The 13119-nt window shown below is 51.1% G+C and carries 13 protein-coding genes; 1 reads left to right on the plus strand and 12 read right to left on the minus strand.

The features are described from left to right. Positions 1 to 5: 5 nt before the first annotated feature. The 4 genes from ACG2F4_RS05750 to purB all read right to left on the minus strand — a co-directional run bounded on the left by ACG2F4_RS05750 (position 6) and on the right by purB (position 4774). On the minus strand, positions 6 to 1079 hold the full coding sequence (locus tag ACG2F4_RS05750) for a hypothetical protein (protein WP_395259259.1): 1074 nt from the start codon (positions 1077 to 1079) through the stop codon (positions 6 to 8). 505 nt (positions 1080 to 1584) lie between these two features. Then, a complete protein-coding gene (locus ACG2F4_RS05755; RefSeq protein WP_395259260.1) occupies positions 1585 to 2568 on the minus strand; it encodes a hypothetical protein in 984 nt (327 codons plus the stop codon). A 64-nt stretch (positions 2569 to 2632) separates the two neighbouring features. Further along, positions 2633 to 3433, minus strand: a complete 801-nt coding sequence (locus tag ACG2F4_RS05760; protein WP_395259261.1) for a DUF1080 domain-containing protein — start codon at positions 3431 to 3433, stop codon at positions 2633 to 2635. A gap of 45 nt (positions 3434 to 3478) precedes the next feature. After that, positions 3479 to 4774 (minus strand): adenylosuccinate lyase, encoded by a 1296-nt coding sequence (purB, locus tag ACG2F4_RS05765; protein WP_395259262.1) that lies wholly within the window; start codon positions 4772 to 4774, stop codon positions 3479 to 3481. 123 nt (positions 4775 to 4897) lie between these two features. On the opposite strand from purB, the gene ACG2F4_RS05770 reads away from it, so the two are divergent. Continuing rightward, positions 4898 to 5509, plus strand: a complete 612-nt coding sequence (locus ACG2F4_RS05770; RefSeq protein WP_395259263.1) for an inorganic pyrophosphatase — start codon at positions 4898 to 4900, stop codon at positions 5507 to 5509. Between the two features lie 332 nt (positions 5510 to 5841). Here the strand turns inward: ACG2F4_RS05770 and ACG2F4_RS05775 are convergent, their stop codons facing one another. The 8 genes from ACG2F4_RS05775 to ACG2F4_RS05810 all read right to left on the minus strand — a co-directional run bounded on the left by ACG2F4_RS05775 (position 5842) and on the right by ACG2F4_RS05810 (position 13116). Further along, positions 5842 to 6372, minus strand: a complete 531-nt coding sequence (locus tag ACG2F4_RS05775; protein ID WP_395259264.1) for a rhomboid family intramembrane serine protease — start codon at positions 6370 to 6372, stop codon at positions 5842 to 5844. 503 nt (positions 6373 to 6875) lie between these two features. Then, positions 6876 to 7607, minus strand: coding sequence for an ABC transporter ATP-binding protein (locus tag ACG2F4_RS05780; protein ID WP_395259265.1), 732 nt, complete (start codon positions 7605 to 7607; stop codon positions 6876 to 6878). Positions 7608 to 7614: 7 nt separating this feature from the next. Continuing rightward, complete coding sequence (locus tag ACG2F4_RS05785) at positions 7615 to 9018, minus strand: efflux RND transporter periplasmic adaptor subunit (RefSeq protein WP_395259266.1); 1404 nt, start codon at positions 9016 to 9018, stop codon at positions 7615 to 7617. Positions 9019 to 9070: 52 nt separating this feature from the next. After that, on the minus strand, positions 9071 to 10435 hold the full coding sequence (locus ACG2F4_RS05790; protein WP_395259267.1) for a TolC family protein: 1365 nt from the start codon (positions 10433 to 10435) through the stop codon (positions 9071 to 9073). A gap of 110 nt (positions 10436 to 10545) precedes the next feature. Continuing rightward, positions 10546 to 10950, minus strand: a complete 405-nt coding sequence (locus tag ACG2F4_RS05795) for a hypothetical protein (RefSeq protein ID WP_395259268.1) — start codon at positions 10948 to 10950, stop codon at positions 10546 to 10548. 16 nt (positions 10951 to 10966) lie between these two features. Continuing rightward, a complete protein-coding gene (locus ACG2F4_RS05800; RefSeq protein WP_395259269.1) occupies positions 10967 to 11404 on the minus strand; it encodes a phage holin family protein in 438 nt (145 codons plus the stop codon). Between the two features lie 2 nt (positions 11405 to 11406). Then, positions 11407 to 11622: a hypothetical protein gene (locus ACG2F4_RS05805; protein ID WP_395259270.1), complete on the minus strand. Its 216-nt coding sequence runs from the start codon at positions 11620 to 11622 to the stop codon at positions 11407 to 11409. 270 nt (positions 11623 to 11892) lie between these two features. After that, complete coding sequence (locus ACG2F4_RS05810) at positions 11893 to 13116, minus strand: ABC transporter permease (protein ID WP_395259271.1); 1224 nt, start codon at positions 13114 to 13116, stop codon at positions 11893 to 11895. Positions 13117 to 13119 lie beyond the last annotated feature (3 nt).

The raw sequence follows: 13119 nt of genomic DNA on the forward strand, positions 1-13119 counted from the left end.
ACACGTTACCTTTCTGTTAACCACTCCAGCGTGTCCGTACCGTCGGGTTTCCAGTCGAGCGGGGGAGCCTGGGCCACAGACAGCAGCTCCGTTCGCTCTTCGAAACCGGGAATCCTGGTTTCAGAGTCCGTCACATACACGCTCTGCAGCCGATCGCCGGCCCCGGCTGCCAATTCAGCAGCCTTCTGCTCATCTCCCTGCACCCAGTAACAGATAAAATCCTGGTCCATCTCCAATCCTCCTTCCTGCAGCAGGAAATCATTCAGCCACACCTGGGTTCGTGTTATCGCCCTGTTGTAGGCATAACGGTACTTCAGGCGGGGACCCGGCGACTCCTGTTGTGGATTTTTTGACCAGAAGTCGCGGACATGATCGGTCAGTTCACTTTTCACCTCATCGAGTCCAACAGGAGCCACAACGATCGCAACCGAACGGCATCCTTTGCCTCCGTATCGAAACACTGCTTCCACAAGCTCCTCCATCCGTAAATCCTGCGGGTTTGCCAGGCAAGCTATCGAAAAGTGGGCCGTGCGAACCAGGTACCGGGTTTTGCTGCTGGCCAGGTGGAGTTCCTCAATCCTCTGTTTGACGCCGGGCACCGAGTCTTCGGAACCCGCGAACAGGATTTTATCCGTCTGCAAGCCTTCCAGGTGCTTCAGGTTGTGGACCCACTGGATATCGATATCTGAAAAAACCCCGGTCTTTTTCACCTCATTCAAAAAAGTAGGTAGCAGGTAGGGATCTTTTCGCGATATTTTACCGTAATAGGTTGCTCCGCTGAGAATCGCGGCAAAAGCGTCCTGAAACCCGACCAACGGAATATTTCCGGCATGCAGGCAGAGCACATTCTGCCCTTCTGCGCTGCTTGTATCGGAGAGTCCGGCCCGTTGGACCCAATCTCGGACGGCTGTCTCACTGACTGCTTCCCTGATTGCCAGGAGGGCGTATTTCACATCTTCAAAACTAAAAAAACCCTCCCGAACCGTCTGGTCATACGCGGTACTGAGATACTCGTTATCCTTGTTCAGCCAGTTTTGAGTGGCTTCCAGAAGAGCCGATATCCGTTTTTCCAAATGCATACTGATAATTTTTAGTTTTATTCCTTCAACAAAAAAATCTGATCATTAGGGACGTTTGCAGAACCTGCTATGTTGTTGGAGGTGATTGTACCACCGACCTTATTGTCCGTTAAACGGGAGTACAACTCCCTATAAACAAGGAATTGAGGGGTTTGCAAAGCTCTCAATCAAATAATCCAAAACGGGAATAACAAGTGTCCCCGGATGGTTTCTTTAACCGGATTATTCACGAAATGCTGACAATGGATGGGTAAGTCATTGTTATTACTCTGCATATCGAAAATTGTTTATGCCCCAAATTTATAGAAGATAGCTGCAACGGCTGCGAAATTGGGCCGTGCACTTCGTTGGAGGAAAAATGACGTACTCAAGGTACAACCGTGCCTTTCCGCCGTCTTTTTTCCTTCACCTCGTTCACAACCGAATTTCCTGGTGAATAATCCGGGTTAAGGGTTATGACGATTCAAGTACCTGGATTAAAATATGTGTGCTTTACGTTTATCTTCTAATCCTCATCGATCAAAAAATTACACCCGCGCAGGTCTTTTGGATTCCATCGGCCGTGAATTTTAAACCGGCCATCCTTGTGACGAATTCCCTTGTCCCCGGTCAACAAAAAGGAGCAGGAGTGCACATTGGCCAAATCGATGACACCGATCAGCCCCTCCTGGAATGGCGGCATCTCTGACCGCGGGTCGTCGGGATTTCGGATTGACACCTTCATCCAGGGCACCGTCTTAAACCACTGACCACCGGTGGTGTAGGCCTGGCTGAGCAGCTCGCACATGCCGTACTCCGAATGGACCCGACTTTGATCCAGCCCGAAACCGGCCGCCAGCCGTCTGTGCAGTTCCTCTTTGCCGATCTCCCGGCGGTGCGTTTTCATTCCACCCGTTTCTATGACGATACTGTTGCCCGGAAGTTGAGGTGCCCCCATATCCAGCAGGTCCAACAATCCAAAAGCAGCTCCAAAGAGTATAAGCTGCTTGCCCGTCTTTTCGACCTGGCTTATATCGGCCCGATCCAGCGGTTCACCCAAGGGGAGAAAGCGGCTCAGTCCGGATTGCTCCTGCTCAATCAGCTCATGCAGCATCCAGATGAGTGAAGAAACCGGATTGTCGGAATAGCCGGGCGTATACGCCCATATTACCGATCGATCCAGCTCATAAAACTGGCGGAAACCACGAAGCAGCGATTGCCGGTACAACGTTTCATCAGCCACCAGGTGCCGGCTTCGATCCATGCCGGAGGTGCCACTGCTTTGAAAAACGAGATCCGGTTTTTTATCGGGCTTGCAGGTCACCACCGCATCCTTGAACGCCCGGATCGGCAGCAGAGGCGGTTCGGTATCCGGATCAAACGAATAGGAGAGCGCATCACAAAACCGCCGGTAAACCTTGTTCTCTCTATACTGGTACGTGAACACGTTCTCCAGCTTCGCCGAGAAGTCCACCTCGTCATCAAAGATCAGCTCGTTCCAGTCGGTCATAACAGGGACAAATTCAACATGCGCGCCGTTCGTTGAAACGGGCTCGCATACATTTTAAAAATTTCTACTTCTCCAACGGTAAAATCTCCACGGATCTAAAATGAACAGGGTGGCTTTCGGCCTGCAGCGATATGTATCCGTGATCGATCAGTAAATTTTGCTGTCCCTCTTTGATCAGCTTTTGTGCGTTGGCATCTTCCGAATCATACTGAAGGTTGGTGTATTCCAGCACCTTCCTGCCATTCACAAAATGTCGGAAAAGTTCACTACCCCGCACTTCTGCCTCCACGGTAACCCACTGGTCGCCATGAAACGTTTCGGAGCTGGAATTCACGCAGTGCTGGGTAACCAATTCCCCATCCATCTCAATATGGGTTCCCATAGAGCACATATTCGCCGTGGGACGCTCATCCGTGCCGTTTCCACCCAGCAGCTGTACCTCCACGGATACCGGTGACATCTGGTCTTTTCCCATCGTTTCCGGGGGCTGGCTGTGCAGCTTGAGTCCACTGTTGCGCCAGGCCCAGTCGGGGGCTCCCGGAACCTGCTCTCCCACAAACCGGTATTCCGCCCTGATTTTATAATGTGAATAGGGCGTCTTGTAATACAGGTGGCCGAACGCCCCGTCAAACTGATCATAATTTTCGTAGGAGGCCTTCAGCAGCCCGTCCTCGACCCGGAAGGTATTCTTGTAATTTACCCCGAGTTCATGCCCTGCAAATTTTGGCGTCCAGCCGTCCAGGTTTTCTCCATTAAAGATCGGGATCCATTCCTGGCGCTCACCCGTGGAGTTTACTCCCTGTTGCACGGCAAAAGCGGCCACCCCAAACAAGACGACCAGTGTAACACGTATTATTTTTTTCATGATGCTGTGATTTATGGCTATCAGTTATAAAAATATTGAGATTCATTACTCCAATCCGACCCGGCTAAAAATCCGGTCCACATTTTTGGTGTGATGTTCGAGATCAAACGCCTTCTCGATCTCTTCCGTGGTGAGATATTCGATGATCGCGGGGTCCTCCTCCACCAGTTCACGGAACATCCGTTTTTCCTCCCACGACTGCATCGCCAGCGGTTGGACCGTGTCATAGGCTTTTTCGCGCGACATCCCCTTGTCAATCAGCAGGTGGAGCAGGCGCTGCGAAAATGTCAGGCCGTACGTTTTGTAGATATTTTCCTCCATGTTGTCCTCGTAAACCGTCAGCTTCTCAATGATCCCGGAAAACCGTTTCAGCATGTAATCAAGCAGGATTGTGGCATCGGGAAAGACGATCCGCTCGACAGAGGAATGAGAGATATCGCGCTCGTGCCAAAGGGGAATATTCTCATACGAAGTGAGCATATAACCCCGGAGTACGCGCGAACAGCCACTGATATTTTCCGATCCCACGGGGTTCCGTTTATGCGGCATGGAGGAGGAGCCTTTCTGTCCCTTGCGGAAAAACTCTTCGGCTTCACGAACTTCGCTGCGCTGCAGGTGACGCACCTCCACCGCCATTTTTTCGAGCGTGGAACCTACAAGAGCCAGCGTCGCGATATAATGGGCGTGGCGGTCGCGCTGGAGCGTCTGCGTGGAGATGGGCGCCGGCTGAAGGCCCAGTCGCTCGCAAACCAGCTCTTCCACCTCCGGCGGAATGTTGGCAAACGTGCCCACAGACCCACTCATTTTTCCGAATTCGACATCGCGCGCCGCCTTCTCAAAACGCTCGAGGTTCCGCTTCATTTCTGCATACCAGAGAGCACACTTGAGGCCAAACGTCGTCGGCTCGGCATGCACGCCGTGGGTTCGTCCCATCATCACCGTGTATTTATGCTCTTTGGCCTTGGCGGCCAGCACATCAATAATGTGCTCGATATCATCACGCAAAATTTTATTCGCCCGCTTCAGGCGTACTCCCTGGGCTGTGTCAACGACATCGGTGGATGTTAAGCCGTAGTGTACCCACTTTTTCTCCTCACCGAGCGACTCTGATACAGAACGGGTGAAAGCCACGACATCGTGACGGGTTTCTTTTTCGATCTCTTTAATCCGTTCCACATCAAAGGTGGCCTTCTGGTAGAGTTTTTCGACATCTTCTTCGGGAATATGCCCCAGTTGGCTCCAGGCCCAGCAGGCGGCCAGCTCCACATCCAGCCACGCCTGAAACTGGCTTTCCTCGGTCCATATTTCTGCCATCTCCTTACGCGAATATCGGTCAATCATGTAATATATTGTTGGTTCGAATTAGAGCCAAAGATATTGGTTTTACTTCAGGATGTCTTGTAAAATTAACAGGTTATCTTATTTTCTTGTGACAAAGACCCCTTAACCGAATAAATAAAGCCAATGAGCTTTCCCGACCCTTTTTACCGCTGGCGCCCGCACCCCTGGCACGGACTCGAACCCGGTGATGTAGATTCCGGTATTATTAACGCTTTTATTGAAATCACTCCATTTGACCTGGTCAAATATGAAGTGGACAAAGCCACGGGATATCTCCGTGTTGACCGCCCCCAGCAGAGCTCCTCGCTCCCGCCATCGCTTTACGGATTTATCCCCCGTACCTATTGCGGGAACCGGGTGGGAGCGCTCTCCGACTATACCGACGAGGGGGACCACGATCCGCTCGATGTATGCGTTTTGAGTGAGCGCCCCATCAGTAAATCGGAGGTCATTTTGACAGCACGGGTTGTCGGAGGTATTCATATGATCGACAACGGAGAAGCAGATGACAAAATCATTGCCGTGCTGAACAACGACAAGTTCTGGGCTGACGCCCACGATATCTCTGACCTGCCGGACAATATAAGAGACCGTCTGAGGCACTACTTTGCCACCTACAAGCTGGTGCAGGGTGAAGATAAAACCGTGACGGTGGAAGAAGTCTATGACAAGAAAAAGGCGATTAAGGTGATCGACGCCGCGATGGAGGACTATGACCGGGCGTTTGGAAAATGATGAGATCACCATGATGGTTCCTCCCACTTTTGTTACAAGTCGCCCCTGGGAAAGAGGCTGAAACGTTGTGTACAGAAAACCAATTCACTTGTTAACCGATGGACGTTCCAGCCCGGATTTCTTCATCAACAAAATGGTATGTCTGTTAGACGACCTGGACTAAAACTCCTGGTTTTGCAAGGTGTCCCTGGTGTGAAGGACACGGAACTAACAGGGACCTTTGCAGAACCTGCTACGTTGTTGGGAAGTGGTTATCCCACCGAACTTATTGATCTTTAAACGGGAGTATAACTCCCTCTGAACGAGAAATTGAGGGTTTTGCAGAGACCTCCCTAATAGTACTGTTCTCCCTTTAATCCCCAGTATTTGATCAGGAAATAGCCGACGATCATTCCACCGAGGTGAGCAAAGTGAGCGACCCCCGTGGCGGTACCCATGACCCCGTTCATTAATTCAAGGCCGCCGAAAATAGCAACAAAATACTTGGCTTTTATAGGGATCGGCGGAAACAGCAGCATAATGGGACGTTCAGGAAACATCATGCCAAAGGCGAGCAATATCCCGTAGACCGCGCCCGAAGCTCCGACAGTAGGGGCTCCTCCCCCTCCGATAAACATATGCAGCAGGGCCGCCCCGATGCCGGTTAAAAAATAATACCAGACAAACCGCCTGGTCCCCCAGTAGTTTTCTATTGACTGTCCGAACATCCAGAGGGCAAACAGGTTCATAAAAATATGGCCGAATCCGCCGTGCAAAAACATATAGGTAATCAGCTGCCAGGGCTGAAACAACCCGGATCCTATGGGCCAAAGAGCCCCGTACTGGAATAAAAACTGTCCCACAACCGGGGTGCTTAATCCCACAAAAAACAACCCGTTTATAATCAAAAGATGCTTTACGGCAGGCGGAAATATGGAAAAGGCTGTATTGGGACTGTAATTATTGGAATAATAACTCAAAATGCAGAAGCTTGTGATTAATCTGTTAACATGGTGAACTGTTGTGCCGATCCACTCGGCAGTAATAAAACAGAATAGATTGATTTATTAAAATAAAAGATCGGGGATAATATACCGTTTCTCCCGGTAAAAAAGTTGACGGATATAATCAACGCACGGAATTCAATATGGAGAGGGCTGTGCAACACCGGTTTTGCACGGAGCAGCTGAGTACAGGTGCAGAATATTCTGCTAGGAACCTTTGCAGAGCCTGCCATTTGTTGGGAGGTACCTGTACTACCGACCTTGGGGACCTTTAACGGGAGTAAACTCCCTCAAAACGAGGAATTGAGTGTTTTGCAAAGTCCTCTGATAAACAATATCCTGTTCCTGCTCTGAGAGGATCACCCGGCGGCCGAATGTCTGTGCTAAGCCGGGGCTACGTTGATCTCCAAATTGGCCAGTTCAGGATTTTCCACCTTTTGATCACTCTCAATCTTTCCATCCCGCAGGCGGATTATACGCCGCGCGTGATTGGCGATCTCATCTTCGTGGGTAACCAGCAGAATCGTATTTCCCATGCGGTGGAGCTCCTCAAACAGTCGCATGATCTCCTCTCCCGTTTTGGTGTCAAGGTTTCCCGTCGGCTCGTCGGCCAGCAGGATGGAGGGGTTATTGACCAGGGCCCGCGCAATGGCTACCCGCTGCCGCTGTCCGCCGGAAAGCTCGTTCGGCTTGTGGTCGATGCGGTCTCCCAGGCCCACCCGGGTCAACGTACTTGTGGCCCGTTCGTGCCGTTCCGAAGCCTTTACCCCGGAATAGATCAGCGGCAGTTCAACATTGGCCAGGCAGTCGGTGCGGGGCAGCAGGTTAAAGGTCTGAAACACAAATCCGATTTCGCGATTTCGCACTTCGGCCAGCTCGGAATCCTCCAGCTCGCTCACATCCTGGTTGTTCAGGATATAGGTCCCGGAAGTGGGAGTGTCCAGGCAGCCGATCAGGTTCATCAGGGTAGACTTCCCGGAACCGGAAGGACCCATAATGGCGATATATTCATTTTCCAGTACGTCAAACGAGACGCCGTCAAGGGCCCGCACCTCGTTGTTTCCCATCAGGTATATTTTTGTGAGATCCCGGATCTCAATTATTGCTCGTTTCATAATCAGGTTAGTTTTGTGCGAATCGTTGAAATTGATTGTTGTCCACCTTCACCTTGTCTCCATCCTTTAAATCCCGGGATAGGGTTCGATAACTTCCGATCACAATCTCATCTCCGGCGGAAATCCCGGAAAGAATCTGGATATGGCTGTTGTCGCTGATCCCGGTTTCTACTTCACGGCGTTTGGCGATCCCACCTTCAACCTGGAATACCACTTTGCGCAGGTCTTCATCGGGGATAATCATCCCTTCCCCGGTATCTGCTGTATCCGAATCCGTACCCGTTTCCGGGGTCGTGGCGCTTGTATCAGTGCGGCTGCTGCGGTCCAGGGCGAAGTCGCGGACCGTCACAGCCTGGATCGGCACCGACACCACGTTGTACACGGTTTCGGTCTCCACATCCACGGTGGCCGACATCCCAGGCTTGAAACTGGGTACAAATTCGCTGCCGGGCAGTTCCTGCGATGCCTCCTGCACGATCTGCTCTCCCCCCGCCATATCCAGGTTATGAGGGGTTGTGATCCGTATTTTAACCTCGTAGTTCGTGACCTGCTCATTCGTCCCCGACGCGGTGATTTCAGCAGAGTTTGCAATCTCCGTGACAAGGCCGTCAAAGATGCGTTCAGGATAGGCGTCCACTTCAATCCTGGTCGTATCTCCGGGTGCGACATTCACAATGTCGTTTTCATTGACCTGAACGACCACTTCCATCTGGTCCATTTTGGCGATGCGCATAAGCTCCGTGCCGGTCATCTGGGTCTGTCCCAAGACGCGTTCGCCCGTTTCTACGGCCAGGGCACTGATTGTACCGTCCCGGGGCGAACGAATAGTCGTTTTTTTAAGCTCCTCCTCCGCCTGGTCGAGCTGGGCCTCAATACTTTGAACCTGGTATTCAGCGGCCTTGTAATTGGCTTTTTGCGCCTCATACGCAGTTTTTGCCTGCACATACTGCGCCTGGGAGATCGCTTCCTTTTCGTATAACTGCTGTTGCTGGTTATAGTTCGATTCCGCTTCCAGCAGGTTGGCTTTCGCTTGTTCCTGGCGCGCCTTCTGCGTCAGCAGCGTGGCGTTAATCTCCTCAATCCGTGCTTCATAAATATCCGGTTTTATGCGCAGCAGCAGGTCGCCCTTTTCAACATAGTCGCCCTCCTTCACCGGCAGCTCAATAATCTCACCGGAAACTTCGGGACGGAGGATGACTTCCACCTCGGGCTGTATCTTGCCGGATGCGGAAACGACCTGTGTAATTGTTTTCAATTTGGCTGTCGACGTTTCTACCGTGATGCCTTCGCCCTCCCCGCCGAGCCAGCCCATCGATTTGGCGGCCAGGGCCCCGAGAACTACTACAATAATGAGGACTCCCCCTGCCATCATCAGTTTTTTTGTCGGCGATTTTTTGGTCTTTCCGGCCATAACGCATCCCCTCTCTTATCCCCTCATGTGTGAAAAATGTACGGTCATTGGCTTACTGATTTAACGAAATATTTTGGTCCAGCCGCCCGATGTAGTAATCCAGTAATTTTTGTTGAAATACAAAGTTAAAAACGGCCCGTGCACGGTCAGATTGTGCCTGGACATACTGTGCGTTGGCATTGCTCAGCTCAATCAGGGTGGTGGCTCCAACATTGTAACGCTCCCTTTCAGTCTCGTAGGAACGCTCAGCGGCACGCAGTGATTTCTCTGTGGCCTCCAGCTGTTTTATGACTGCCTGGTAGTCGGTATACGCCTGGTTGACCTCCTGCACGACCTGCAGCTCAGTATTTTCCAGCGAGAGTTGCTGGTTCCGATAGCTGATTAGCTGCGACTGTACATTGGTACGGCGATTAAAATTGTCAAAAATCGGGATATTCACTGAAAGTCCGAGCGACCGGTTGAGGTTTTGATCAAAAAACTGGTCCTGGAACCCAACGAGCTCCCCGGTAGCGCGGTCGAAGTTCTGATCATTGTAGTTGCTCGACAAGCTCGCGCTAAAGTTCAGCGATGGGTACAGACTTCCTTTGGTGGCCTTCAGCTGGTGTTCAATGGCCTTGATATTGAGCCGGGCACTTTGCAGGTCCGAACGGTTTTCGAGAGCGGCATCAACCAGTGCCTGCAGCTGGTATTCCCGGGGCGTCAGATCCTCGGCGCCAATGTCAGGAATTGAAAATTCGTACTGTCCCAGCGGGTCGATCTGCAGCGTGCGGATCAGTTGAAGCCGGCTTATCTGCAGGGCATTTTCCCGGTTGGTTACTTCAAGTTCGTTATTGGCCACAGTCGCCTCCTGGTTATATAGATCAACCGAAGGTCTCGACCCCACCTCAACCTGGGCCTGAACCTGCTCGAGCTGCTTGCGGGAGGAAGCCAGATTTTCGTTCGCTATCTGCAGCAACTCCTTGTCGAGCAGTACCTGCAGGTAGCGGGATGCGGTATCAAAGATGACATTTTCTTTTACCCGCTGGACGGTCTCCTCCTGCGATTCGGACGAATACTGGCTGCTTCTTAAATTGTTGATATTTTGAAACCCGGTAAACAGCGGGATACTGGTATTCAGGTTACTGCTGAACCCGTTAATGGTAAAATCACCAAAATCACCCGTCGTCTGGTTGAACTGGCGACCAACCCGCTTGTTGCCACTGAGACTTGCCGAGACCGAAGGCAGGAAATCGGCTTTGGCGCTAAACTCCTGGTATTCTGCCAAATCCAGGTCGTTGCGCGCCTGTTTAAGCTGATAATTATTTTCTATGGCGAGTTCTATCGCTTCTTCAAGAGAGATCATTTCGGGACTGGTGTCTTGAGCGTGCAGTAAGAGAGGCATCCCAACGATGAGTAGTAGAATTATCCCACGTTTCATATAACTTCGGTTAGATATTTTAGCATTTCTGTTTGGCGACTCGTGGAGGTACACGAATCTCATTTCGATTAGTTTCACTTGTACAAACGGAGATTTGAAAATGCTCCCCTCTACGACTCCTGTTCCGGCGTCTCTTCCATATGATTCAACAGGTCCCCTTTTCGGGATTCTATAAAATTATCAAAATAGTCGGTTGCCGCCGATACTGCCTTGCGGGTAGCTATCTTTTTTAGCTCGGATATCAGAAGAGCGGCAAATCCATCCCCGGAGCTATGCGAGCCTGACCGGGAACTGCCTTTTCGTTTGGGGGTATGCCCGGCCAAAAATCCGACAAACACCGATAATCCCACCACGGGAATCGGGTAGTTTTTTATAATTTCAGAGGGCTTCAGCTTTTCGCTAACATCGGCGCGAACCTCATCAATATTACTGTCCAGTTCATGTTGAATCCGGTTAAGTTCGGCCTCGAGCTCCTCTTTTTTCGCTTTCAGTTCGTCCAGTTCCTCTTTCGACATATTGTAACCGTTCGTTTTATTTAGTCTGTTCATCCATTTGCTGCTGTTCGGGCCCGGGCGTTAATTGCTCTTTTTTTTGTTCCTCATTCGCCGATATAGCCCTGATAATTTCCTTTTCGAAATGACTTTGCAGACCTTCAGCCATACTTTTGGGCTTCAGGGAGTAAAACAGCAGGCCCGCTACAAGCATAGGTATCGAAACCAGGATATATCCCAGGCTCTCGTTATTCAGCAGGTCTCCCAGAAACAGTGCCAGGGCCACCAGCAGAAAGACCAGGGCCCCCGAAAGCATCAGAATTCCAGCCACTTTTTGGACAGATTCCGCCATCATGCGGGAAAAATGCTCTCCGACATTGAGCAATAACAGTTCCACCCGTTTTTCAACATATCGCTTGAGATCGCCCGAAATTGCTTTCAGACGGTTCCCAAGAGGGTCCTCTTTCTTTTGTGACATATTTATTCCTCACCGGAACTTAGCATTTTGCCGATTATATAGCCTATCAGCAGTCCCCCGGCTACGCTTTTTATGGGATTCTCCCGTATGACGGACTCTGCACGCAGTTTCAGTTCTTCGATCCGTTCTGCCAGTTCATCGTCATCAACGATCTGCCGCCCGCGGTCCAGGGCGTCGTCGAGCCGTTTGTTCAGGTTTTCGAGAATTTCTTCGTTCATCGAGCTTGTGATTGGGGTTAATAGATATCCTTGAAAAACTAACTAAAGAATTTTTCTGCTAAGTTAAAATGAGAAAGTACATCAATTCCAGTTCCACTGCTGCCTGTACTGCTTCAACATAGCCATGCAATTTGAAGAGAATCTGAAGGAGGTCCGCTGTTTTTCTGATCAGGATCTATTCGCGCTAGCTCCCGCCCCTGCAATTGCAGGCATTTTCCGTGTCCGGACTCAAAAAATTATAAAAAACGCATGATCCTCCGCGACCTTCTGCTACTCGTACCGCAGGCTTTCTATGGGATCAAGTTTCGCGGCCTTGAATGCCGGGTATACCCCAAACATCACGCCGATAATCGTCATCCCGACAATTCCGGCCCCGGCCGCCATCCAGGGAAAGACCACGCTCGACTCCATCCAGAAGGCCAGCAGGTTCCCTCCCGCAATACCGATGAACATGCCCACGATCCCCCCGATCTGGCAGATCACAACCGCTTCCATTAAAAATTGGGAGGTAATCGCTTTTTTTGTTGCCCCCACGGCCTTGCGGATACCGATCTCGCGGGTTCGCTCCGTCACCGATACCAGCATAATATTCATCACCCCGATGCCCGCCCCCAGCAGTGCAATGCCGCCGACCACCACTCCAAAGATGTACAGCACGCCCGTAAACTGATCGAAGGCGCCGGAGAGCGATTCGTTGGTTTCGATCTCAAAATCGTTCTGTTCTCCGGGCGGAACCTTCCGGATGGTACGCAGCAGCCCTGTAAGTTCGTCCATCGAAGCATTGACCGACATCATGGACGGGGCCCTGACCTGGATGTCGATGTTGCGTTCCGAGCCGTACACATTCATGGCGGTGGTGTAGGGAATAAGCACAAAATTGTCCAGGGAGTTGCCAAACACGCTCCCCTTCTCCTCCACCAGCCCGATAACCCGGTACGGCCGCCCGTCAATCCGGATGGTCTTTCCCAGCGGATATTCCACTTCGAACAGCGTCTCCCTCACATCTTTCCCGATAATAGCCACCGGCCGTCTATACTGGATATCCTCACTGGTGAAGTTGCGGCCGTCGGCCAGCTCATATGCATTGTTTGAAAGATAGTATTGATTGCTTCCCCGGATCGGTACATTGGGCTCCGTCTCCTGGTCGCCATACAGCACGTTCGTCTGGCTGAATGTCTCATCGGGATTGATGTCGCTGACCAGTCTCACTCGTTCCTGCAGCTCCTCCAGCGTTTCAAAGGTGATGTCTTTCCGGTTGCGATACTGCTGCCAGTCGCCGCCCATGCGGACTGAGGGATATTTCGAGATGTTAATAACATTTCCGCCCATCAGCGTAAGGGTTTCCTTGAAAAAAGTGTCGAGCACCAGCACCGCAGTAGACGCACTGATGATGGCAAATACCCCCACAACGATAGCCAGCAGTGTCAGGGCGGAACGCAATTTATTGGCTGCCAGCGATGAAAAAGCCTGTTTTACTACTTCAATTATATTCATAAT

It is taken from the genome of Halalkalibaculum sp. DA3122, from assembly GCF_043951865.1.
Classification (GTDB): domain Bacteria; phylum Bacteroidota; class Rhodothermia; order Balneolales; family Balneolaceae; genus JAMQKA01.